This is a genomic window from Salmonella sp. 741265050_HSA, assembly GCF_046569445.1.
In the GTDB taxonomy this organism is placed as follows: domain Bacteria; phylum Pseudomonadota; class Gammaproteobacteria; order Enterobacterales; family Enterobacteriaceae; genus Salmonella; species Salmonella enterica.
The window spans coordinates 753,780-776,527 of sequence record NZ_JBKFSV010000001.1; the positions used below are offsets into that span (position 1 = coordinate 753,780).

The 22,748-nt window shown below is 53.6% G+C and carries 22 protein-coding genes and 1 other annotated feature; of the genes, 11 read left to right on the forward strand and 11 right to left on the reverse strand.

What is annotated here, in order from left to right; genetic code table 11:
* Positions 1-74 precede the first annotated feature (74 nt).
* Entirely contained in the window at positions 75-839 is a 765-nt protein-coding gene (gene pgpB, locus ACLD4F_RS03710) for a phosphatidylglycerophosphatase B (RefSeq protein WP_000948651.1), read from the reverse strand.
* Positions 840-1,034: 195 nt separating this feature from the next.
* On the opposite strand from pgpB, the gene ribA reads away from it, so the two are divergent.
* Positions 1,035-1,625 (forward strand): GTP cyclohydrolase II, encoded by a 591-nt coding sequence (ribA, locus tag ACLD4F_RS03715; protein ID WP_001176284.1) that lies wholly within the window; start codon positions 1,035-1,037, stop codon positions 1,623-1,625.
* Between the two features lie 55 nt (positions 1,626-1,680).
* Here ribA and acnA read toward each other — a convergent pair whose 3' ends face one another.
* The 6 genes from acnA to topA all read right to left on the reverse strand — a co-directional run bounded on the left by acnA (position 1,681) and on the right by topA (position 9,315).
* Positions 1,681-4,356 carry an aconitate hydratase AcnA gene (gene acnA / locus ACLD4F_RS03720; RefSeq protein ID WP_411010679.1) on the reverse strand — a complete coding sequence of 892 codons (2,676 nt, stop codon included), beginning with the start codon at positions 4,354-4,356 and terminating at the stop codon, positions 1,681-1,683.
* Positions 4,357-4,538: 182 nt separating this feature from the next.
* A complete protein-coding gene (ymiC, locus tag ACLD4F_RS03725) occupies positions 4,539-4,631 on the reverse strand; it encodes a small membrane protein YmiC (RefSeq protein ID WP_223148964.1) in 93 nt (30 codons plus the stop codon).
* A 109-nt stretch (positions 4,632-4,740) separates the two neighbouring features.
* Positions 4,741-4,911 carry a hypothetical protein gene (locus ACLD4F_RS03730; protein WP_079972892.1) on the reverse strand — a complete coding sequence of 57 codons (171 nt, stop codon included), beginning with the start codon at positions 4,909-4,911 and terminating at the stop codon, positions 4,741-4,743.
* On the reverse strand, positions 4,912-5,052 hold the full coding sequence (locus tag ACLD4F_RS03735; protein ID WP_213083417.1) for a YmiA family putative membrane protein: 141 nt from the start codon (positions 5,050-5,052) through the stop codon (positions 4,912-4,914).
* A 280-nt stretch (positions 5,053-5,332) separates the two neighbouring features.
* On the reverse strand, positions 5,333-6,307 hold the full coding sequence (gene cysB, locus ACLD4F_RS03740) for an HTH-type transcriptional regulator CysB (protein WP_000776233.1): 975 nt from the start codon (positions 6,305-6,307) through the stop codon (positions 5,333-5,335).
* Positions 6,308-6,717: 410 nt separating this feature from the next.
* Positions 6,718-9,315, reverse strand: a complete 2,598-nt coding sequence (topA, locus tag ACLD4F_RS03745) for a type I DNA topoisomerase (protein ID WP_000513593.1) — start codon at positions 9,313-9,315, stop codon at positions 6,718-6,720.
* A gap of 402 nt (positions 9,316-9,717) precedes the next feature.
* Here topA and ACLD4F_RS03750 point away from each other — a divergent pair, with 402 nt between their 5' ends.
* Complete coding sequence (locus tag ACLD4F_RS03750) at positions 9,718-9,969, forward strand: YciN family protein (RefSeq protein ID WP_000548616.1); 252 nt, start codon at positions 9,718-9,720, stop codon at positions 9,967-9,969.
* A gap of 41 nt (positions 9,970-10,010) precedes the next feature.
* Here the strand turns inward: ACLD4F_RS03750 and sohB are convergent, their stop codons facing one another.
* The gene (sohB, locus tag ACLD4F_RS03755) at positions 10,011-11,057 is read right to left on the reverse strand and encodes a protease SohB (RefSeq protein WP_000422082.1); all 1,047 of its coding nucleotides are present in this window, start codon (positions 11,055-11,057) and stop codon (positions 10,011-10,013) included.
* A gap of 237 nt (positions 11,058-11,294) precedes the next feature.
* On the opposite strand from sohB, the gene ACLD4F_RS03760 reads away from it, so the two are divergent.
* Together ACLD4F_RS03760 and cobO are read left to right on the forward strand one after the other, a co-directional pair.
* Positions 11,295-12,056 (forward strand): YciK family oxidoreductase, encoded by a 762-nt coding sequence (locus ACLD4F_RS03760; RefSeq protein WP_000559310.1) that lies wholly within the window; start codon positions 11,295-11,297, stop codon positions 12,054-12,056.
* Entirely contained in the window at positions 12,053-12,643 is a 591-nt protein-coding gene (cobO, locus tag ACLD4F_RS03765; RefSeq protein WP_001278865.1) for a cob(I)yrinic acid a,c-diamide adenosyltransferase, read from the forward strand. The genes ACLD4F_RS03760 and cobO overlap by 4 nt, the downstream gene beginning before the upstream one ends.
* Positions 12,644-12,729: 86 nt before the next feature.
* On the opposite strand, the gene rluB is transcribed toward cobO, so the two are convergent.
* The 3 genes from rluB to rnm form a co-directional block, all read right to left on the reverse strand.
* Positions 12,730-13,605 (reverse strand): 23S rRNA pseudouridine(2605) synthase RluB, encoded by an 876-nt coding sequence (gene rluB / locus ACLD4F_RS03770; protein WP_001291233.1) that lies wholly within the window; start codon positions 13,603-13,605, stop codon positions 12,730-12,732.
* 100 nt (positions 13,606-13,705) lie between these two features.
* A complete protein-coding gene (locus ACLD4F_RS03775) occupies positions 13,706-14,326 on the reverse strand; it encodes an L-threonylcarbamoyladenylate synthase (protein WP_000077250.1) in 621 nt (206 codons plus the stop codon).
* A gap of 7 nt (positions 14,327-14,333) precedes the next feature.
* A complete protein-coding gene (gene rnm, locus ACLD4F_RS03780; protein ID WP_000500444.1) occupies positions 14,334-15,215 on the reverse strand; it encodes an RNase RNM in 882 nt (293 codons plus the stop codon).
* 121 nt (positions 15,216-15,336) lie between these two features.
* Here rnm and trpL point away from each other — a divergent pair, with 121 nt between their 5' ends.
* From trpL to ACLD4F_RS03815, 7 genes are all read left to right on the forward strand, one after another.
* Positions 15,337-15,381, forward strand: coding sequence for a trp operon leader peptide (trpL, locus tag ACLD4F_RS03785; protein ID WP_006496683.1), 45 nt, complete (start codon positions 15,337-15,339; stop codon positions 15,379-15,381).
* Positions 15,358-15,453: a sequence feature (Trp leader region), on the forward strand. (Overlaps the previous gene by 24 nt.)
* A 22-nt stretch (positions 15,454-15,475) precedes the next feature.
* Positions 15,476-17,038, forward strand: coding sequence for an anthranilate synthase component I (gene trpE / locus ACLD4F_RS03790; RefSeq protein WP_411010680.1), 1,563 nt, complete (start codon positions 15,476-15,478; stop codon positions 17,036-17,038).
* Positions 17,038-18,633: a bifunctional anthranilate synthase glutamate amidotransferase component TrpG/anthranilate phosphoribosyltransferase TrpD gene (trpD, locus tag ACLD4F_RS03795; protein ID WP_039589657.1), complete on the forward strand. Its 1,596-nt coding sequence runs from the start codon at positions 17,038-17,040 to the stop codon at positions 18,631-18,633. Before trpE ends, trpD begins: the two co-directional genes overlap by 1 nt.
* A 3-nt stretch (positions 18,634-18,636) precedes the next feature.
* On the forward strand, positions 18,637-19,995 hold the full coding sequence (trpCF, locus tag ACLD4F_RS03800) for a bifunctional indole-3-glycerol-phosphate synthase TrpC/phosphoribosylanthranilate isomerase TrpF (RefSeq protein ID WP_411010681.1): 1,359 nt from the start codon (positions 18,637-18,639) through the stop codon (positions 19,993-19,995).
* 9 nt (positions 19,996-20,004) lie between these two features.
* Complete coding sequence (trpB, locus tag ACLD4F_RS03805) at positions 20,005-21,198, forward strand: tryptophan synthase subunit beta (RefSeq protein WP_000209485.1); 1,194 nt, start codon at positions 20,005-20,007, stop codon at positions 21,196-21,198.
* A complete protein-coding gene (gene trpA / locus ACLD4F_RS03810) occupies positions 21,198-22,004 on the forward strand; it encodes a tryptophan synthase subunit alpha (protein WP_000443029.1) in 807 nt (268 codons plus the stop codon). The genes trpB and trpA overlap by 1 nt, the downstream gene beginning before the upstream one ends.
* 479 nt (positions 22,005-22,483) lie before the next feature.
* Positions 22,484-22,666: a general stress protein gene (locus ACLD4F_RS03815; protein WP_000807657.1), complete on the forward strand. Its 183-nt coding sequence runs from the start codon at positions 22,484-22,486 to the stop codon at positions 22,664-22,666.
* The last annotated feature ends 82 nt before the right edge of the window (positions 22,667-22,748 follow it).

The window sequence follows — 22,748 nt, forward strand, 5'->3', positions numbered from 1 at the left end:
TCCCGCCTCGCGCGAAATGGAAATGCGCCCGCCATCAGATGATTTAAGGGCAATAGTCAGAAAATCAACCGTTGTCAGCTTTCCTGCTCGCGTTCAGCAATTTCTTGCGCTTCTTCACGAGGCGGCATAAGCGGCCCGCAAATTCGCTGCGCCAGCCAGGTCGCCAGGGTAACTAATAGCCAGGAGATGAGCGTGGCGACCACTAAATCTCGCGGCCAGTGCATTCCCAGAAGCAAACGGCTGCCCATTACGCCGGTCGCCCAGACTAACAAAAACGCGATGGTGAAAGTCCGTCTGCGCGGCCATAACAGACCCACGGCCAAAAGCGCCCAGCTCGCTGCAAACATGGTGTGTCCGGAGGGAAACGCAAAGCCCGTCTCTTTTTGCCAGTGCTGACGCAGGAAAACGGGGATGTTCTGTTGCCCGGCCAACTGCTCTTTCACTAAATGTCCGCGTTCTGTACGCTTTAAAGTGTAGAACTCATCGACGGGAATATGGTGCGTTTTTTCAAGCCAGACCACAAATGGCCGCGGCTCCTGTACGCGCTCCTTTACCCATGACTTCACGCCCTGCCCGACGATAATCGCCCCACCGAGAATCGCAAACAGCATAATGGCGGCGCGCAGGCGAAATCGCAGGCACCATAAGAACCATCCACAAAGAATCACATGCGTGATAACGCCCCAGGGTTTGGTCACGGTTTCCGTTATCCAGAATAGCGTTTTTAGCCACCAGACCTGATGTCCTGGCTGCCACTGCCAGCCTGATACCCATACGGCAAGCGGCATGATAAGCAACAGGGCGGCGCCTGCCGCGGTGCGCCTCGCAATTGAAAGCATGGATGCTCCTTTTATAAGTAAGTATCACAATCATAACTGAAAATTCTCGCCGGACTGGAAAATTGACAAATTTGTGCCATTCCTGAGCAATTACGTGGTAGTGATTAGGTGATGTCCGCCGCCTTATGGCAAAATAGCGGGATACAAGCCAACAGGCGACGACACCGCAGGCGTCAGCATAATCTGGAGAAATACATGCAGCTTAAACGTGTGGCAGAAGCCAAACTGCCAACCCCATTGGGTGACTTTCTGATGGTGGGATTTGAAGAACTGGCAACCGGACACGACCATGCCGCGCTGGTTTTTGGCGATATTTCAGGTAAAACGCCAGTACTGGCTCGCGTTCATTCCGAATGTCTTACCGGGGACGCGCTTTTTAGTCTGCGCTGTGATTGTGGTTTTCAACTGGAAGCCGCGCTGACGCATATTGCGGAAGAAGGACGCGGTATTCTGATTTACCACCGTCAGGAAGGCCGCAATATCGGCCTGCTTAATAAAATTCGCGCTTATGCGTTACAGGATCAAGGCTATGACACGGTGGAGGCCAATCATCAGCTCGGCTTTGCCGCCGATGAGCGTGATTTCACCCTGTGCGCGGATATGTTCAAATTACTCGGCGTGGATGAAGTTCGCCTGCTGACCAATAATCCGAAGAAAGTCGAAATACTGACCGAGGCGGGAATTAATATCGTCGAACGCGTTCCGCTCATTGTGGGTCGTAATCCAAATAATGAGCATTATCTCGATACTAAAGCGGCCAAAATGGGCCACCTGCTAAGTAAGTAAGCCACCGGTATTAAAGCGCGGGCCTGCCTGTTAACGGCAGGCCCGATAAACGGCTTTAGTTCAGCATATTTCTAATGACATAGTGCAATATGCCGTCATTCTGGTAGTAAGTCAGCTCGGTGGCGGTATCAATGCGACAGCGACAAGGCACCGTTTCTTTGCTGCCGTCCGATCTCGTTAACGTCACCGGAATGGTCGCGCCAGGGCGCAGGTTTTGCAGATCCGCGATATCAATCACCTCTTCCCCGGTCAGTCCCAGCGTTTTACGCGTTACGCCCTGTGGAAACTCCAGCGGCAGGATCCCCATCCCAATCAGGTTTGAACGATGGATACGTTCGAACGACTCGGCGATCACCACGCGAATACCTAACAGCCGAGGACCTTTTGCCGCCCAGTCACGGCTCGATCCCGACCCATACTCTTTCCCGGCAATTACCGCCAGCGGCGTTTTTTCCTGCTGGTAGAGCATCGCGGCATCATAAATCGACATCGCTTCCGTACCCGGCAAATGCCGCGTCATCCCACCTTCGACGCCGGGCAGCATTTCGTTGCGAATACGAATATTGGCGAACGTACCACGCATCATCACTTCATGGTTGCCGCGCCGTGATCCATAGGAGTTAAAATCCTTCCGCTCAACGCCGTGGTTTTGCAGATAACGTCCGGCGGGACTGTCCGGCTTGATACTGCCGGCCGGAGAAATATGGTCGGTCGTTACCGAATCCCCCAGCATCGCCAGGATACGCGCGCCGTGGATATCTTTGACTGGCGCAGGCTGGGCCTGCATTTCATCAAAGAAAGGCGACAGGCGAATATAGGTTGAATCCGACTGCCAGCCGTAGGTATCGGAAGATTCAACCTGAATCGATTTCCATTCTTCCGTGCCCTCAAACACTTCCGCATACTCTTTACGGAACATATCCGATGATACCAGTTCAACGGCGCGGGCAATTTCCTGCGCTGAAGGCCAGATATCCTTCAGGTATACCGGATCGCCTTTACGATCGTACCCCAGCGGGTCTGTCGCGAGGTTAATATTCATGTTTCCGGCCAGCGCATACGCGACCACCAGCGGCGGCGACGCCAGCCAGTTCGTTTTCACCAGCGGATGGATACGCCCTTCAAAATTTCGGTTACCGGAAAGCACGGCCCCTACCGTCAGATCGCCTTTTTTAATCGCGGTCTCAATAGGCTCCGGCAACGGACCGGAGTTCCCGATACAGGTCGTACAGCCATAACCGACCAGGTTAAAACCGAGCTCATCCAGATAAGGCGTAAGTTTGGCCTGCGCCAGATAGTCAGATACCACTTTTGACCCCGGCGCCAGAGAAGCCTTGACCCACGGTTGACGCTTCAACCCCAGCGTTACTGCTTTTTTCGCCAGTAATCCCGCCGCCATCAGCACGCTGGGATTCGAGGTATTCGTACAGGAGGTGATGGCGGCAATGACGACAGCGCCATCAGGAAGCTGATATGGCTGTCCGTTCATCGTATAGTCAACCGGCTGGCGATCTTTTTGCGCGGTATTCAGCTCCAGCTCGGCGCTGGCGGCAAAGGCTTTCGGCACATCGCCTAACGCCACGCGATCCTGCGGGCGTTTCGGCCCGGCCAGACTGGCCTCGACATCGCCCATATCCAGTTCCAGCGTACTGGTAAATACCGGTTCGTCTCCGGGATTACGCCACATTCCCTGCGCCTTCGCGTAGGCTTCAACCAGCTCGACCAGATCGTCGCTACGTCCGCTTAATCGCATATATTCCAGGGTGATGGCGTCAATGGGGAAGAAACCACAGGTGGCACCATATTCCGGCGACATATTAGCGATGGTCGCGCGATCCGCCAACGGCAGCGAATCCAGACCATCACCATAAAATTCAACAAATTTACCCACGACGCCATGCTTACGCAGCATTTGCGTGACGGTTAGCACCAGGTCAGTGGCGGTGATTCCCTCCCGAAGTTTACCGGTTAACTTAAAGCCGACGACATCCGGGATAAGCATCGACACGGGCTGACCAAGCATCGCCGCTTCCGCTTCAATACCGCCCACGCCCCACCCCAATACGCCCAGACCATTAATCATGGTCGTATGGGAGTCAGTCCCCACCAGCGAGTCCGGGTAAGCAATCCACTCCCCGTCCTGTAATTCGCTCCAGACGGCTTTACCCAAGTATTCCAGGTTAACCTGATGGCAAATGCCGGTTCCGGGTGGCACCACGCTGAAACGGCTGAATGCCTGCTTTCCCCATTTCAGGAACATATAACGCTCATGGTTACGTTCCATTTCCAGCCGCACGTTTTCTTCAAACGCATCGTCATCGCCGAAATGATCGACCGTCACAGAGTGGTCAATAACCAGATCAACCGGCGATAACGGGTTCACTTTCGACGTATCGCCGCCAAGGCGTTTAACGGCTTCACGCATCGCCGCCAGGTCGACAACGGCAGGCACGCCGGTAAAGTCCTGCATCAGAACACGGGCGGGCCGCCAGGCAATTTCACGATCGGCATGGGCATTTTTAAGCCAACCGGCCAGCGCCTGAATATCTTCATCAGTCACAGACTCGCCGTCCTGCCAGCGCAACAGGTTTTCCAGTAACACTTTAAGTGATTTGGGCAAACGGCCGATATCGCCCAGGGATTTGGCAGCCAGCGGCAGACTGTAGTAATGATACGTTTTATCTTTGGCCTGCAATGTATCCTTACTGGCTTCTCGTAGGGTTGACGACATAGCTCCTCCTTAAATGACAGGGTTGCGTTACCCTGATTCTCCACAGGGTTGTATTAAAGATAACACAAACAAAATGTAACGTTTTGATAACAACCCAAATTGCTAAAAGAGGAGAAACCTAACAGGCGAGGAGCGAAGATGAAAAAGCCCGATAAATAACGCATTACCGGGCTTTGACGAGATTAGACGGCAATCCAGATTAACTCGGCCCAGAACAGTAGCGATAATATAAACGCGCCAGTCCATGACCAATACTTTATATTTGACGTTAACATAGGCGACACCAACTGTGTTTAATCAATACTGAGAGGCGCTCAGCACACGGTTGCTGCGGTGTAATAAGACAGCGTTAATAAAACAATAACGCCAATAAAAAGACGGATATTATTTTTGTGACACCTCATCAGCAAAAGCATCAATAAATGCCCACTGCTGCGGTGTGAGCGTCCAGTGTTGCGGAACAGACCGAAAAACGGTCGTATTCGGGGTGTTATCATCGTCACAAGATTGAATCGGGGGCGCGACCACGCGCTCGCGTTCCGACGTAATGCTCACTTAGCCCCACCAATGCCAGATAACAAGCGCTACCACTACCCAGAACAGCGCAGAACCCACAAAAACCGCCAGCCATGCTTTACGTTTGAGCTCAGGGTCGCGGCGCGGTTCCTGGTTTTCAGAAGGCATTACTAACCTCATGCTATCGGTATCACTTATCATTTCAGCACCAAACAATCGGTACAATTAATCATCAGATGAGACAAATCCTAAATAAACTTTAGTCAAAAATCCAGTCAATTTACGAATCGTTGCCAGTGAATAAATCAATCTTTTGACTCAAGATAACTATTTGGAAAAAGAAACTGGCGGGACGGGTAATTCAACACTATTTTGCTGATCATTACCCGTAATACTTAGAGGGATATTGCAAAAGGCGGCTTTGTCTGCCATGCCACTACGGCGCAAATCGACGGTGATATTACTTTTCAGGCAACTTTATATCCTGAAACATCGCTTCAATTTCTTCATTAGAACGCAACGCCACCGCCGTATCCACCACATCACGCGTCAGATGTGGCGCAAAACGCTGGATAAAATCATACATATAGCTGCGTAAAAAAGTACTACGGCGAAAACCAATTTTTGTGGTGCTGTGGCTAAAAATATCGTGCGCGTCAATCCGCACTAAATCAGGATCGGCAAGCGGATCGACCGCCATGCTGGCAATGACGCCAACGCCCAGCCCCAACCTGACATAGGTTTTAATCACATCCGCATCGGTTGCGGTAAAGACGATCCGCGGCGTTAATCCTGCGCGATTAAAAGCGGTATCCAGTTCGGAACGCCCGGTAAAGCCGAAGGTATACGTCACCAGCGGATACTGCGCCAGCGCTTCAATCGTTACGGAAGACGTTGCCGCCAATGGATGATCCGGCGTCACCACTATCGAACGGTTCCAGTGATAGCATGGCAACATCACCAGATCGTCATATAAATGCAGCGCTTCCGTGGCAATCGCGAAATCGGCGTTCCCTTTCGATACCGCTTCCGCAATCTGCGTTGGCGACCCCTGGTGCATATGCAGCGAAACGCGCGGATAACGCTCGATGAAGCCTTTAATCACGCCTGGCAATGCGTAACGCGCCTGAGTATGGGTAGTGGCAATATAGAGCGAGCCTTTATCCGGCCAGGTATGCTCGCCGGCGACCGACTTAATGGCATCGACTTTGGAAAGCACCTCACGCGCAATACGAATAATCTCCTGACCTGCGGGCGTCACCTGAGTCAGATGCTTACCGCTGCGGGCGAAAATCTGGATGCCAAGCTCATCTTCCAGCATCCGCACCTGCTTGCTGATCCCCGGCTGGGAAGTATACAACCCCTCAGCGGTAGAGGAGACGTTAAGGTTATGATTAACCACTTCAACAATGTAACGAAGCTGCTGCAATTTCATAATACATCATCCAGATTAGCGCCATCAGGCCATCGTTTATCTGCAGACATCATTGGGCTGCTAATACGATTTAATAATAAAAAAGGTGTTAACTATAACCACTATATCATTTATATCTGAACTGTATAGCCAGCGCGATAAAATAATAAGCCCGCTATACCCAAAATAATTCGAGTGATTAAAGGCAACAAGCGAGTGAGTTCCCAAGAGCATAGATAACCAGGTGACTGGGGTGAGCGACAAATCTGCCGGGAGCAGATTTGAACGTCGCGTGCGACGGCCCGTCAGGGCGAGGCCCATAGATGGGCCGAGTAATCCGTAGCCAACACATAAGCCACTTGAAATATGAAGGGGATATAAAAAAGGGCCGCTTACGCGGCCCGCTTGACTACAGTGGCGACAGGCAGGGGTTATTTCTTACCTTCAACCCACTTGCCGTCGACGAAGAACGCTGACCATCCCGTCGCCTTCCCGTCTTTTTCCGCCGCAACGTACTGCTGTTTTGTTTTGCGGCTAAAGCGAACAACGGTTTTATTACCTTCCGGATCCTGCTGCGGCGCATCCGCCAGATACCGCAGTTTTTCCGGCAGGCGATCGCGGAACCGGTATAGCTCCTCGACTAATGGCGCGCGCGTTTCGCGTGATTTCGGGAACGTATTGGCCGCCAGGAATATCCCTGCGGCGCCATCGCGCAGCACAAAGTACGCGTCCGATTTTTCACACGGCAGTTCCGGTAATGGAACAGGATCTTCCTTCGGCGGCGCAACTTCGCCGTTACGCAAGATCTTACGGGTATTTTTACATTCGTCGTTAGTACAGGCCATGTACTTACCAAAACGCCCCATTTTCAGGTGCATTTCGGAACCACATTTCTCACACTCAACGATCGGGCCGTCATACCCTTTGATGCGGAACTCGCCTTCTTCAATCTCGTAGCCGTCACAGGTCGGGTTATTACCACACACATGCAATTTACGCTTCGGATCGATCAGATAGCTGTCCATCGCCGTACCGCACTTCTGACAGCGACGCTTGGCGCGCAGGGCGTTGGTTTCGGCGTCGTCGCCTTCCAGCACGTTCAGAACTTCATTTTCCGGCACCAGGTTAATGGTCGTTTTACAACGCTCTTTCGGCGAAAGCGCATAACCTGAACATCCAAGGAAAACCCCCGTACTGGCAGTACGAATTCCCATTTTACGGCCACAGGTTGGACAGTCGATGCTGGTCAGCACCATCTGGTTAGGACGCATCCCCCCTTCTTCCGGATCTTTCTCGGCTTTATCGAGCTGCTGAGTAAAATCGCTGAAGAAGTTATCCAGTACCGCTTTCCACTCGGCCTGGTGATTTGCAACCTGATCCAGACTATCTTCCATCTGCGCGGTAAAATCGTAGTTCATCAATTCGCGGAAGTTTTCTTCCAGCCGATCGGTGACGATTTCACCCATTTTTTCCGCATAGAAGCGACGGTTTTCAACGCGAACATAGCCGCGATCCTGAATGGTCGAGATAATCGACGCATAGGTAGACGGACGACCAATACCGCGCTTCTCAAGCTCTTTAACCAGAGAAGCCTCGCTAAACCGGGCTGGCGGTTTAGTAAAGTGCTGAGCAGGCGTCAATTCAAGTAGCGTCAGCGCATCGCCCTTATTCACGGCAGGCAATGTGCGATCTTCATCGCCTTTACGCAGCGCCGGCATCACTTTTGTCCAGCCGTCAAAGCGCAAAATACGCCCACGCGCTTTCAGACGGAATTCGCCTGCGCCAACGGTAAGCGTAGTAGAGTCATATTGTGCTGGCGTCATCTGACAGGCGACAAACTGACGCCAAATTAGTTGATACAACTTCTGCGCGTCAGCCTCCATGTCTTTCAGCGACTCCGCCATGACAGCAACGTCGGAAGGACGGATCGCTTCGTGCGCTTCCTGAGAGTTTTCTTTGCTGGCGTACTGGTTCGGGTTATCCGGCAGGTATTTCTTGCCGAAATTATCGCCAATATAACCACGCACCATGTTGACCGCATCCTGACTCAGGTTGGTGGAGTCTGTACGCATATAGGTGATGTAGCCCGCCTCATACAGACGCTGCGCCATCATCATGGTTTTCTTCACGCCAAAGCCCAGCCGGGTGCTGGCCGCCTGTTGTAGCGTGGAGGTGATAAACGGCGCGCCAGGTTTGCTGCTGGTCGGTTTGTCTTCACGCTCCAGTACGCTATAGCGCGCTTTTTCCAGCAAGCTGACGGCGGCAAGCGTCTGCTCGCGATTTACCGGCCGGAATGGCTTGTCGTTCTGATGCGTCACCTGTAGCGGTAGCGCCTCGCCAGACGGCGTCGTCGTATTAGCGTCAATTTCCCAGAACTCTTCCGGAACAAACGCTTTAATCTCGCGCTCGCGTTCAACGACCAGACGGACCGCGACAGACTGAACGCGACCTGCCGACAAACCACGGGCGATCTTTTTCCACAGCAGCGGCGAGACCATATAGCCTACCACGCGATCCATAAAGCGGCGCGCTTGCTGGGCGTTGACCCTGTTAATGTTCAGCTCGCCCGGCTGTTCAAACGCCTGGCGAATGGCATTTTTGGTTATTTCGTTAAAGACTACGCGACTGTAGCGCGCGTCATCGCCGCCGATCACTTCCCGCAGGTGCCATGCAATGGCTTCCCCTTCGCGGTCAAGGTCGGTTGCGAGATAGATGTGGTCGGCTTTTTCCGCCAACTGTTTCAGTTCAGAGACGACCTTCTCTTTACCGGGCAGCACTTCATAGTGCGCATCCCAGTTGTGCCACGGGTCAACCCCCATACGGTTGACGAGAGCGCCACGTTCATCCTTTTTGGGCTTTTTAGCCGTTTTGGTGGAGGTAGAGTCGGCGCTCTTTTTAGCTGCTGAGCCACTGGTCGGCAAATCACGGATATGACCCACGCTGGATTTCACCACGTAGTCATTACCCAGATACTTGTTGATCGTTTTGGCTTTTGCCGGGGACTCAACGATGACAAGAGCTTTACCCATATTCACCTTTACCTAAGTTGATTCTTCCAGGAATGCGTCGCACGTTGATTCACCTTCCACTGGCGACGAGACAACGATATATGGTCTCTGCGTCTGCGGATATCAACCCCTTGTACTGGCTTTGTGTACGAAATGTAACCCTCAGGTGACTGAGTTAACAGGCTTTTTTGCACACACGCGCTATAGCACGACGGAATTTTGGTCGAATGTCAAGCAATTCTGTTGCCAGATTGACGAAAGCGTCACACTGTACCTGATAAAATTCGATACGCAACTTTATTAGCATGCAAAAACAAATCTTGCCAGTGAACGCAACATGACAAATCCATCAATTTCCTGTGAGAATATTTGCCCATCAGAAGTGCTCAGCGTAGACTAATCTCCTTGTTTAAGGAGTAAAAAATGCATAAAGAGACGCAACCTATCGATCGCGAAACACTGTTGCTTGAAGCCAACAAAATTATTCGGGAACATGAAGACACGATGGCAGGTATTGTCGCCACCGGCGTAACGCAGAGAAATGGCGTGCTGGTTTTCAGCGGCGATTACTTTTTAGACGAGCAAGGGTTACCGACCCCTAAAAGCACCGCGGTGTTTAACATGTTTAAACACCTGGCGCATGTGCTGTCTGAGAAGTATCACCTGGTTGATTAATCCATGCCGGATGGCGCTGAATGCCATCCGGCAATAGCGGTTTACATCAACGGCTTTTGTCCACGCTGCCACCAGCGCAGCAGCAGCCGATCCGCGCTTTCCGCCGCGCTGCCGGTAACACGATCGATCAGTTTTTTACGCTGCATATAGCGCACATTCAGCACCTCGCGCCCTTCCATCAGGCCGAGGATAACCTCATCGCTGGTGTTAATCTCATCAACCAGTCCTTTCTCCAGCGCCTGCTGACCGTACCAGTGTTCGCCCGTGGCCACCTGTTCAATGTCCAGAGCCGGACGCATCCGCTGCACAAACTCTTTGAACAGATGGTGCGTTTCGTTGAGATCTTCACGAAACTTCTGCCGCCCTTCTTCCGTATTCTCGCCTAACAATGTCAGGGTACGTTTGTACTGCCCTGCGGTATGCAGTTCAATATCAATGTCTTTACTTTTGAGAAAGCGGTTAAAGTTCGGGATTTGCGCGACAACACCAATTGACCCCACAATAGCGAACGGCGCCGCGATAATTTTTTCCGCCACGCAGGCCATCATGTAGCCTCCGCTTGCCGCGACTTTATCCACCGTCACGGTCAGCGGAATATTTTTATCGCGCAGGCGCTGCAATTGCGATGCCGCCAGGCCATAGCCATGCACAACGCCACCGGGGCTTTCCAGACGCACAACCGCCCGATCGCCGGGTTTCGCCACTGCCAGCACCGCCGTGACCTCTTCGCGTAACGCATTAACTTCGTGAGCATCCATACTGCCTTTGAAATCTATCACCCATACACGCGGTTTGTCCGATGTCGCAATGTCCCCCAGCTTCGCTTTTGCTTTGGCGGCTTTAGCCTCCTGCTTATGCTTTTTTTTCTGCGCTTTATGCCACAGTTTTTGCTGATGGCCATCCATCAACGCCGCAGCAAGGTCATCCTTCATCTCCTGATACTGCTCGCTCAAATTGGTCACGCGCAGCTCACCGCGCTGACGTTTGCGTTGCGTAGCATTCACGATCAGCAGCACAATGACGGCAATGGCCACCACAACGGTGACGATTTTTGCCAAAAATAAGCCATATTCAGACAACAATTCCACGACTCCCACCTTGATTAAATAACGCGACTTGCGCTCAGTGTACAACAGGCATCGAAGTCAGTCTCTCTTCATCCGTATGCCTGTTGAGGAAGAAAAAGTATGACAAGACGTTCATTTTACGGCGTTATCGCCCCTGTCTGATTGAAAAAAAAGGCGCTTTCAGGCATAAACCCGAAAAGTTAACGCGAAGATAAGACAACCTGGCAGGGCGGTGCACCACGCCGTTGAGGAGTAGCCATGCATTACCAACCGAAACAAGATCTATTGCAAAACCGCATTATTCTGGTCACTGGCGCCAGCGATGGCATTGGGCGGGAAGCCGCGCTCACGTATGCGCGTTACGGCGCAACGGTGATTCTGCTGGGACGTAATGAAGAGAAACTGCGTCGGGTCGCGCAGCACATTGCTGACGAGCAACATGTCCAACCACAGTGGTTTACGCTCGATCTACTGACCTGCACCGCTGAAGAGTGCCGGCAAGTGGCCGACCGCATCGCCGCGCACTATCCCCGCCTGGATGGCGTCCTGCACAATGCCGGGTTACTGGGGGAAATCGGTCCAATGAGCGAACAAGATCCGCAGATCTGGCAGGATGTCATGCAGGTGAATGTTAACGCCACCTTTATGCTCACCCAGGCGCTGTTACCGTTATTATTGAAGTCCGATGCCGGCTCGCTGGTCTTTACGTCATCAAGCGTTGGCCGTCAGGGACGCGCCAACTGGGGCGCCTATGCCACCTCGAAGTTTGCTACTGAAGGAATGATGCAGGTGCTGGCGGACGAATACCAGAACCGTTCTCTGCGTGTTAACTGCATTAACCCGGGCGGCACGCGCACCAGTATGCGCGCCAGCGCCTTTCCGACGGAAGATCCACAGAAATTAAAAACGCCTGCCGATATTATGCCGCTTTACCTGTGGCTTATGGGCGACGACAGTCGCCGTAAAACCGGTATGACCTTTGACGCCCAACCGGGCCGTAAACCAGGAATCGCCCAATGAGTGATGAACGTTATCAACAGCGCCAGCAAAAGGTAAAAGATCGGGTTGACGCCCGTGTCGCCCAGGCACAGGAAGAGCGCGGTATTATTATCGTGTTTACTGGCAATGGTAAGGGCAAAACCACGGCGGCTTTCGGGACTGCCGCCCGTGCCGTAGGACACGGTAAAAGCGTAGGCGTGGTGCAATTTATTAAAGGCACCTGGCCCAACGGCGAGCGTAATCTGCTGGAACCGCATGGCGTCGAATTTCAGGTGATGGCAACGGGATTTACCTGGGAGACGCAAAATCGCGAGGCAGACACCGCAGCATGTATGGCCGTTTGGCAGCATGGGAAACGGATGCTGGCCGATCCGCTGCTTGATATGGTGGTACTGGATGAGCTGACCTATATGGTGGCGTATGACTATTTGCCGCTGGAAGAGGTCATAAGCGCGCTAAACGCGCGCCCTGGTCACCAGACGGTGATTATTACAGGTCGCGGCTGTCACCGGGATATTCTTGATCTTGCGGATACCGTCAGCGAACTGCGTCCGGTTAAACATGCTTTCGACGCGGGCGTAAAAGCCCAGATGGGAATTGATTATTAACCGTAGGCCGGATTAAGGCGTTTGCGCCGCCATCCGGCACAAACCCTCTTGTCTGATGATTCTTAGCCTATAGACCGCGGTAGAGATTACCCGTTGTTATTACGCCCACCGGAGCGGCGTCCGCCAGCTATCTGGCTGTGGCGTTTTACCGCCCGACGGATCTGGTTCGCTTTCATACGACGACGGTCTTTTTCGACGGCAACCTTCGACGAGGTTTCCGGCGGGAGCTCTACCAGACCACGCAGATAGTTCGTTTGCGCGAGGTCGAGCTCAGTCCAGCCGCCGCGCGGCAGGCCTTTCGGCAGCGGGATATCGCCGTAACGAACGCGGATCAGACGGCTGACCTGAACGCCTACCGCTTCCCACAGTCGGCGAACTTCGCGGTTGCGCCCTTCCGTCAGCGTCACGTTATACCACTGGTTAATGCCTTCGCCGCCGCTGAATTTAATGGTCTTAAATGCCGCCGGACCATCTTCCAACTGTACGCCACGGCTTAAATCACGCAGTTTCGATTCATCCACCTGACCGAACACGCGCACGGCATATTCACGTTCAACTTCACGACTAGGGTGCATCAGGCGGTTCGCCAGTTCACCGTCGGTGGTAAATAACAATAGCCCGCAGGTGTTGACATCCAGACGTCCTACCGCAATCCACCGCGCGCCGCGCAATTTCGGTAAGCGATCAAAAACGGTTGGCCGCCCTTCAGGGTCATTGCGGGTACACAGTTCACCTTCTGGTTTGTAATAGGCCAGAACGCGGCAAATTTGTTCCGCCGACTCTTTCACCGAAATCAGGTGACCGTCGATACGGATTTTCAAACCGGGAGTGACTTCAACACGATCGCCAAGCGTGGCGATTTTACCGTCAACGCTGACACGTCCCGCTTCAATAATGGATTCGATTTCACGGCGAGAGCCGTGGCCAGCGCGCGCCAGCACTTTTTGTAACTTTTCGCTCATAGAGCTTCCTTCAGGTGTCGCCTTCACAGGCGTCGAACAGGAGAATGAACGGCGCGTTGCCGCGCCATTTTAAGGCCGCGTAGTATACAGGCTTACGCCCTTATAAGAAAGGTGTAACGTCGCCGACGCCTTCGCGCAGCACCACCGGGGAGTCATTGGTCAAATCGATTACCGTGGTAGGCTGTTGACCGAGGTAACCGCCGTGGATGATCAGATCCACCTGCTTCTCCAGCCGATCTTTAATCTCCTCCGGGTCCGACTCGGTAAAGTCGCTGCCAGGCAGCATCAACGACGTCGAGAGCATCGGTTCGCCCAGCGTATCCAATAACGCCAGCGCAATCGGGTTTGACGGTACGCGCAGGCCGATAGTTTTACGCTTTTCCTGCAACAGACGGCGCGGCACCTCTTTTGTCCCCTTCAGGATAAAGGTGTAATTACCCGGCGTATTGTTTTTCATCAGACGAAATGCCACGTTGTCGACGTAGGAGTAGGTCGACAACTCGGACAAATCGCGGCACATCAGCGTGAAGTTGTGGCCGTCCGGCAGATGACGGATGCGGCAAATGCGCTCCATTGCGCCTTTGTCTTCAATTTTACAACCCAGGGCATAGCCGGAATCGGTTGGATAAACAATAACACCGCCTTTACGCACAATGTCGACGGCCTGATTAATCAGCCGTTGCTGTGGGTTATCCGGATGGATATAAAAAAACTGGCTCATACTTCCCTCACTGTGATATTTGCGGCTGTTCCCATGTCTGCCATACGCCTTCAACGCCAGCGGGCAGCCAGAGTTTACGCCCCAACTCAATCCACGGGCAGGGCTGATGGAAATCAGATCCAAGCGATGCCCATAAATGATGCTGACGCGCAAGCGTCGCCAGTTGGGTACGTTCATTGGGCGATTGTTGGCACTGCGCCACTTCCATCGCGTCGCCGTGATGGTCGGCAAAATGCGCCACTAATCTTTTCAGCCACTTAGCGCTAAGGTCGTAGCGTCCCGGATGGGCCAACACCGCCTTACCGCCAGAATGATGAATGACATCAATAGCTTGTTCTATTGTACACCACTGCGGCGGAACGTAACCGGTTTTCCCACGCGCGAGATATTTTTTAAAAACATCCGCCATGGTCGCGGCTTTGCCGCACTCCACCAGAAAGCGGGCGAAGTGGCCGCGCGTCACCGCGCCGCCATTGGCCAGTCTCAATGCCCCTTCCCACGCGCCGGGGATATGGGCTTTTTCCAGACGCTCCGCAATGAGTCGACCACGCGCCTGACGCCGATGTGTCTGCTGCGCCAGAAAATCGCGCATTGCCGGGTGCGCAATATCAATATTCAGACCCACAATGTGAATCTCATGATTCTCCCAGACCGTTGAAATCTCCACGCCGGGAATAAGATTCAGGGCCAGCCCGGAACGTGAAATTTCTTCTCTTGCCGCAGGAATCGCGGCTGTGGTGTCATGATCGGTAATCGCCAGCGTGCCGACTCGCATCTCTACCGCACGGTGTACTAATGTTTCTGGCGTCAACAGTCCATCGGACGCCGTGGTATGACTGTGCAGATCGTAAATCACTGCGTAATTCGTGTCGCTCAAGGCGGCTCCCATAGAGATAAAGGTATGTCATGTACATCATAACGGTTCCGGCAAATATACTGAAATAGGTGTTGACATTATTCCATCGAACTAGTTAACTAGTACGAAAGTTCACATGAAGAGGGTATCTAAAATGGCAGCGATATTTGCATTACACGGTTGGTGGCGCACTTCCTGATAGCGGGCGGTGTATGAACAGCTGTAATCAGCCAAACGATACCCGGCCCGCCTGTTAAGCGGGCTTTTTTTTGAACAAAATAATGAGAATAACCATGCAAACACCAAAACCCACGCTCGAACTGTTGACCTGCGATGCCGCCTACCGGGAAAACCCAACGGCGCTTTTTCACCAGGTCTGCGGCGATCGCCCGGCAACGCTGCTGCTGGAATCCGCGGATATCGACAGTAAAGACGATTTAAAAAGCCTGCTGCTGGTAGATAGCGCGCTGCGCATTACCGCTTTAGGTGACACTGTCACTATTCAGGCGTTATCTGATAATGGCGCCTCGTTATTGCCGCTACTGGATACCGCCCTGCCCGCTGGCGTGGAGAACGAAGTCCTGCCTGCCGGTCGCGTTCTACGCTTCCCGCCCGTCAGCCCATTATTAGATGAAGACGCCCGTTTATGCTCTCTGTCGGTATTTGATGCGTTCCGCCTGTTACAGGGAGTGGTGAACATACCGACGCAAGAGCGGGAGGCTATGTTTTTCGGCGGTCTGTTTGCCTACGACCTGGTCGCTGGCTTTGAAGCGCTGCCACACCTTGAGGCTGGCAATAACTGCCCGGACTACTGCTTTTATTTAGCGGAAACGCTGATGGTGATAGATCATCAGAAAAAAAGCACTCGTATTCAGGCCAGTCTGTTCACCGCAAGCGACCGGGAAAAACAGCGCCTGAACGCCCGCCTGGCGTACCTTAGCCAACAGTTAACCCACCCTGCGCCGCCGTTGCCGGTGACGCCGGTGCCGGACATGCGCTGCGAATGCAATCAGAGCGATGACGCGTTCGGCGCGGTGGTACGCCAGTTGCAAAAAGCCATCCGCGCGGGGGAGATATTTCAGGTGGTGCCATCGCGCCGCTTTTCACTGCCCTGCCCGTCGCCGTTGGCTGCCTACTACGTGCTGAAAAAGAGCAACCCCAGCCCGTATATGTTCTTTATGCAGGATAATGATTTCACGCTTTTCGGCGCGTCGCCGGAAAGCTCGCTGAAATATGACGCCACCAGCCGTCAGATTGAGATTTACCCCATCGCGGGTACCCGTCCACGCGGTCGCCGCGCTGATGGTACGCTGGACAGAGATCTCGACAGCCGTATTGAGCTGGACATGCGTACCGACCATAAAGAGCTTTCCGAACATCTGATGCTGGTCGATCTGGCGCGCAATGACCTGGCGCGCATCTGTACGCCGGGCAGTCGCTACGTTGCCGATCTGACAAAAGTTGACCGCTATTCGTACGTGATGCATTTGGTTTCCCGGGTGGTGGGCGAACTGCGTCACGATCTCGACGCGCTGCACGCCTATCGCGCCTGCATGAACATGGGCACCCTGAGCGGCGCGCCGAAAGTACGCGCCATGCAGTTGATTGCCGATGCGGAAGGACAGCGCCGCGGCAGCTATGGCGGCGCGGTCGGTTACTTCACCGCCCACGGCGATCTGGACACCTGTATTGTTATCCGCTCCGCGCTGGTGGAGAACGGTATCGCCACCGTACAGGCGGGCGCCGGAATTGTGCTGGACTCGGTTCCGCAGTCTGAAGCCGATGAAACCCGTAATAAAGCGCGCGCCGTATTGCGTGCTATCGCCACCGCGCATCATGCACAGGAGACCTTCTGATGGCTGATATTCTGCTGCTCGATAACATCGACTCGTTTACCTGGAACCTGGCAGATCAGCTACGGACCAACGGTCATAACGTGGTGATTTACCGTAACCATATTCCGGCGCAGACGCTTATCGATCGCCTGGCGACAATGGAAAATCCGGTGCTAATGCTCTCCCCCGGTCCGGGCGTTCCCAGCGAGGCAGGCTGTATGCCGGAGCTGCTGACCCGACTACGCGGCAAGTTACCGATCATCGGCATTTGTCTGGGGCATCAGGCGATTGTCGAAGCTTACGGCGGTTATGTCGGTCAGGCGGGAGAAATCCTGCATGGCAAAGCCTCCAGCATTGAGCATGACGGTCAGGCGATGTTCGCCGGGCTGGCGAATCCGCTACCGGTCGCGCGTTATCATTCGCTGGTCGGCAGTAATGTTCCTGCCGGGCTGACCATTAACGCCCATTTCAACGGCATGGTGATGGCGGTACGTCATGATGCGGATCGCGTTTGCGGTTTTCAATTTCATCCTGAGTCCATCCTGACGACACAGGGCGCTCGTCTACTCGAGCAAACATTAGCCTGGGCGCAGCAAAAGCTGGAACCGACCAACACCCTACAGCCGATTCTGGAGAAACTCTATCAGGCGCAAACACTGACGCAACAAGAGAGCCATCAGTTGTTTTCGGCGGTCGTCCGCGGCGAACTTAAGCCTGAACAGCTCGCCGCCGCGCTGGTGAGCATGAAAATTCGCGGCGAGCATCCCAATGAAATTGCCGGCGCCGCCACTGCGTTGCTGGAAAATGCCGCCCCGTTCCCGCGCCCGGAGTATCTGTTTGCGGATATCGTTGGTACCGGCGGCGATGGCAGTAACAGCATCAATATCTCTACCGCCAGCGCCTTTGTCGCAGCGGCCTGTGGACTGAAAGTGGCGAAACACGGCAACCGTAGCGTGTCCAGCAAATCGGGGTCATCCGATCTGCTGGCGGCGTTCGGTATTAATCTGGATATGAACGCCGATAAATCACGTCAGGCGTTAGATGAACTGGGCGTCTGTTTCCTGTTTGCGCCGAAATATCACACCGGATTCCGTCACGCGATGCCGGTTCGCCAACAGTTAAAAACGCGAACCCTGTTCAACGTACTCGGCCCGCTGATCAACCCGGCGCATCCGCCGCTGGCATTGATTGGCGTCTATAGCCCGGAACTGGTGCTGCCGATTGCGGAAACCTTACGGGTACTGGGCTATCAGCGCGCGGCGGTGGTACATAGCGGCGGCATGGATGAGGTTTCGCTCCATGCGCCGACGATTGTCGCGGAGCTGCATGACGGCGAAATTAAAAGCTATCAACTTACGGCGGAGGATTTTGGCCTGACGCCTTACCATCAGGATCAGTTGGCTGGCGGCACGCCGGAAGAAAACCGTGACATTCTGACGCGGTTATTACAAGGTAAAGGCGATGCCGCGCATGAGGCCGCCGTCGCCGCCAACGTGGCGATGCTGATGCGTCTGCATGGTCAGGAAGATCTCAAGGCCAACGCGCAAACCGTGCTTGATGTTCTGCGCAACGGCACCGCATATGACAGAGTCACCGCACTGGCGGCAAGAGGGTAAATAATGCAAACCGTTTTAGCGAAAATCGTCGCAGACAAGGCGATTTGGGTAGAAGCCCGCAAACAGCAACAGCCGCTGGCCAGCTTTCAAAATGAGATCCAGCCAAGTACACGCCATTTTTATGATGCGCTCCAGGGCGCGCGTACCGCCTTTATTCTGGAGTGTAAGAAAGCATCGCCATCAAAAGGCGTGATTCGCGATGATTTCGATCCGGCGCGTATTGCCAGTATTTATCAACATTACGCCTCGGCAATCTCGGTGCTCACCGACGAAAAATATTTTCAGGGTAGCTTCGATTTTCTGCCGGTCATTAGCCAAAGCGCGCCGCAGCCGATTCTGTGTAAGGATTTTATTATCGATCCCTATCAGATCTACCTTGCCCGTTACTATCAGGCCGATGCCTGTTTACTGATGCTCTCGGTTCTGGATGACGAACAGTATCGCCAACTCTCCGCCGTCGCGCACAGTCTGAAAATGGGCGTGCTCACGGAGGTCAGTAATGACGAAGAACGGGAGCGCGCGATAGCGTTAGGCGCAAAAGTGGTAGGTATCAACAATCGCGATCTGCGCGATCTGTCGATTGATTTGAATCGCACCCGCCAGCTGGCGCCAAAACTGGGCCACGGCGTGACTGTCATCAGCGAGTCCGGGATTAACACCTATGGTCAGGTACGCGAACTGAGCCACTTCGCCAACGGTTTTTTAATTGGCTCCGCGTTAATGGCGCATGACGATCTTAACGCCGCCGTCCGTCGCGTGCTGCTTGGCGAAAATAAAGTCTGCGGCCTGACCCGCGCCCAGGACGCTAAAGCGGCCTGTGACGCAGGCGCAATATATGGCGGGTTGATTTTTGTGCCCTCATCTCCGCGCGCGGTTAGCGTTGAGCAGGCGCGAGAAGTGATAAGCGGCGCGCCATTGCAGTATGTCGGCGTTTTCAAGAACGCTGATATCGCCGATGTTTGCCAGAAAGCCGCCGTCCTGTCGCTTTCTGCCGTACAGCTACATGGCAGCGAAGACCAGGCGTATGTCAACGCGCTGCGCGAGGCGTTGCCGCGCAATGTGCAAATCTGGAAGGCGCTGAGCGTTAGCGATGCTCTTCCCGCACGCGATTATCACCATGTCGATAAATACATTTTCGACAATGGGCAAGGCGGCAGCGGGCAGCGCTTCGACTGGTCACTGCTACAGGGGCAACCGCTGGATAATGTATTACTGGCGGGCGGGCTGGCGGCCGATAACTGCGTCCAGGCGGCGCAAGTCGGCTGTGCCGGTCTCGATTTTAATTCAGGTGTGGAGTCACAGCCGGGCATCAAAGATGCTCGTCTTCTGGCCTCAGTTTTTCAGACACTGCGCGCATATTAAGGAAAAAACATGACAACACTTCTCAATCCCTACTTTGGTGAATTCGGCGGCATGTATGTGCCGCAGATCCTGATGCCTGCGCTGAACCAGCTTGAAGAGGCCTTCGTCAGCGCGCAAAAAGATCCTGAATTTCAGGCGCAATTCGCCGATCTGCTAAAAAACTACGCGGGACGCCCCACCGCGCTGACGAAATGCCAGAACATTACCGCCGGTACGCGTACCACGTTGTATTTAAAGCGCGAAGATTTACTGCACGGCGGCGCACACAAAACCAATCAGGTACTGGGTCAGGCGCTGCTGGCCAAACGGATGGGGAAAAGCGAGATTATCGCTGAAACCGGCGCCGGCCAGCACGGCGTCGCCTCTGCACTCGCCAGCGCCCTGCTGGGTCTGAAATGCCGTATCTATATGGGCGCCAAAGACGTTGAGCGCCAGTCGCCGAACGTCTTCCGTATGCGTCTGATGGGCGCGGAGGTCATCCCGGTTCATAGCGGCTCCGCTACGCTAAAAGATGCCTGTAACGAGGCGCTGCGCGACTGGTCCGGTAGTTACGAAACCGCGCACTATATGCTCGGCACGGCGGCAGGACCGCATCCCTATCCCACCATCGTTCGCGAGTTCCAGCGCATGATTGGCGAAGAGACGAAAGCGCAAATCCTCGACAAAGAGGGCCGTCTGCCAGATGCCGTTATCGCTTGCGTCGGTGGCGGCTCAAACGCTATCGGGATGTTTGCGGATTTTATTAATGATACCAGCGTCGGGCTAATAGGCGTTGAACCTGGCGGTCACGGTATTGAAACCGGCGAGCATGGCGCGCCGCTTAAACATGGTCGCGTTGGCATCTATTTCGGGATGAAAGCGCCGATGATGCAAACAGCGGACGGGCAAATTGAAGAGTCCTATTCCATTTCCGCCGGGCTCGATTTCCCATCCGTTGGGCCGCAACATGCGTACCTGAACAGCATCGGACGCGCGGATTATGTCTCCATTACCGATGATGAGGCGCTGGAAGCCTTCAAAACGTTGTGCCGCCATGAGGGAATTATCCCGGCGCTGGAATCCTCCCACGCGTTGGCGCACGCTCTGAAAATGATGCGCGAGCAGCCGGAAAAAGAGCAACTGCTGGTGGTCAATCTCTCTGGCCGCGGTGATAAAGACATCTTTACCGTACACGATATCCTGAAAGCGCGAGGGGAAATCTGATGGAACGCTACGAAAATTTATTTGCCCAACTCAACGATCGCCGGGAAGGCGCTTTTGTCCCCTTCGTGACCCTGGGCGACCCTGGCATTGAACAGTCACTGAAAATTATCGACACACTGATTGATGCTGGCGCCGACGCTCTGGAACTGGGGGTTCCCTTCTCCGATCCGCTGGCCGATGGCCCCACCATCCAGAATGCGAACTTACGCGCCTTCGCCGCTGGCGTCACGCCGGCTCAGTGTTTTGAAATGCTGGCGCTGATTCGTGAAAAACACCCGACCATTCCGATTGGCCTGCTAATGTACGCGAATCTGGTGTTCAATAACGGCATAGATGCATTCTATGCCCGTTGTGAACAGGTTGGCGTAGATTCCGTGCTGGTCGCAGATGTCCCGGTTGAAGAATCGGCCCCCTTCCGCCAGGCGGCGTTACGGCATAATATCGCGCCGATCTTCATCTGCCCGCCAAATGCGGATGACGATCTTCTGCGCCAGGTCGCATCTTACGGCCGCGGTTACACCTACCTGCTTTCGCGTTCGGGCGTCACCGGCGCGGAAAACCGTGGCGCATTGCCGTTGCATCATCTCATTGAGAAGCTTAAAGAGTACCATGCCGCGCCTGCGTTACAGGGCTTCGGTATCTCCTCGCCGGAACAGGTGTCTGCGGCCGTGCGTGCCGGGGCGGCTGGCGCTATCTCCGGCTCAGCCATTGTCAAGATTATCGAGAAAAACCTCGCGTCTCCCGAACAGATGTTGGCGGAGCTCAGGTCCTTTGTCTCAGCCATGAAAGCCGCCAGCCGCGCATAACGGGTTAAGCCGTCAGCATAACGCTGGCGGCTTAATGAGTGGCTGGCGCCGAACCAGAATCACGATTCAGACGTACATCATCAATCTTTTTGGTGTTATTCCCCGTCCAACTTTCAAAAAGTCTGAAGTCAATTTCTGCTAAGAAAACTCCTAATCACGCCGAAAAATTTAGCGTTTTCACGTCAATTTCCCCCGCCTTTATGTAAAGAAATGTCAACAAACAATGCATTAACGTTTCCAGGGCCGCAGATAGTGACTCTTGTTATTAATAACAATGCAAAGCATTTTCTGTTAAATCGCTTATTCTAAAAGAAAATATAGAATATATTATCTCTAAACCATTTTTTGTGCGTTATTTACGCGGTAAATCACAACTATTTCCGTCAATTTGACTAATCGGTTTAACCAACTAATTTTAATAGGGTGTCGACACGATTAAAACCGATTTTTTCAGCAAGCAACGAGACAGGAGAAATAATATGGCCGAACATCGTGGTGGTTCAGGAAATTTCGCCGAGAATCGTGAAAAAGCATCTGAAGCGGGCCGCAAAGGCGGTCAGCATAGCGGCGGGAATTTCAAAAATGATCCGCAACGAGCTTCTGAAGCCGGTAAAAAAGGTGGTCAGAATAGTCACGGCGGACGTAAATCCGATAATTCCTGATTTACTGTAATGTAAATATAACACATGCTTTTATCAAGCAATCTGCGAGTCTTCTGGCTCGCAGTATTTTGCCCAGGAGAAT

Excerpts from the sequence above, each read along its gene's own strand:
- pgpB (WP_000948651.1), bottom strand. The coding sequence starts at position 839 with ATGCTTTCAATTGCGAGGCGCACCGCGGCAGGCGCCGCCCTGTTGCTT.
- ribA (WP_001176284.1), top strand. The coding sequence starts at position 1,035 with ATGCAGCTTAAACGTGTGGCAGAAGCCAAACTGCCAACCCCATTGGGT.
- acnA (WP_411010679.1), bottom strand. The coding sequence starts at position 4,356 with ATGTCGTCAACCCTACGAGAAGCCAGTAAGGATACATTGCAGGCCAAA.
- ymiC (WP_223148964.1), bottom strand. The coding sequence starts at position 4,631 with ATGTTAACGTCAAATATAAAGTATTGGTCATGGACTGGCGCGTTTATA.
- ACLD4F_RS03735 (WP_213083417.1), bottom strand. The coding sequence starts at position 5,052 with ATGAGGTTAGTAATGCCTTCTGAAAACCAGGAACCGCGCCGCGACCCT.
- cysB (WP_000776233.1), bottom strand. The coding sequence starts at position 6,307 with ATGAAATTGCAGCAGCTTCGTTACATTGTTGAAGTGGTTAATCATAAC.
- topA (WP_000513593.1), bottom strand. The coding sequence starts at position 9,315 with ATGGGTAAAGCTCTTGTCATCGTTGAGTCCCCGGCAAAAGCCAAAACG.
- ACLD4F_RS03750 (WP_000548616.1), top strand. The coding sequence starts at position 9,718 with ATGCATAAAGAGACGCAACCTATCGATCGCGAAACACTGTTGCTTGAA.
- ACLD4F_RS03760 (WP_000559310.1), top strand. The coding sequence starts at position 11,295 with ATGCATTACCAACCGAAACAAGATCTATTGCAAAACCGCATTATTCTG.
- cobO (WP_001278865.1), top strand. The coding sequence starts at position 12,053 with ATGAGTGATGAACGTTATCAACAGCGCCAGCAAAAGGTAAAAGATCGG.
- rluB (WP_001291233.1), bottom strand. The coding sequence starts at position 13,605 with ATGAGCGAAAAGTTACAAAAAGTGCTGGCGCGCGCTGGCCACGGCTCT.
- ACLD4F_RS03775 (WP_000077250.1), bottom strand. The coding sequence starts at position 14,326 with ATGAGCCAGTTTTTTTATATCCATCCGGATAACCCACAGCAACGGCTG.
- rnm (WP_000500444.1), bottom strand. The coding sequence starts at position 15,215 with ATGGGAGCCGCCTTGAGCGACACGAATTACGCAGTGATTTACGATCTG.
- trpE (WP_411010680.1), top strand. The coding sequence starts at position 15,476 with ATGCAAACACCAAAACCCACGCTCGAACTGTTGACCTGCGATGCCGCC.
- trpD (WP_039589657.1), top strand. The coding sequence starts at position 17,038 with ATGGCTGATATTCTGCTGCTCGATAACATCGACTCGTTTACCTGGAAC.
- trpCF (WP_411010681.1), top strand. The coding sequence starts at position 18,637 with ATGCAAACCGTTTTAGCGAAAATCGTCGCAGACAAGGCGATTTGGGTA.
- trpB (WP_000209485.1), top strand. The coding sequence starts at position 20,005 with ATGACAACACTTCTCAATCCCTACTTTGGTGAATTCGGCGGCATGTAT.
- trpA (WP_000443029.1), top strand. The coding sequence starts at position 21,198 with ATGGAACGCTACGAAAATTTATTTGCCCAACTCAACGATCGCCGGGAA.
- ACLD4F_RS03815 (WP_000807657.1), top strand. The coding sequence starts at position 22,484 with ATGGCCGAACATCGTGGTGGTTCAGGAAATTTCGCCGAGAATCGTGAA.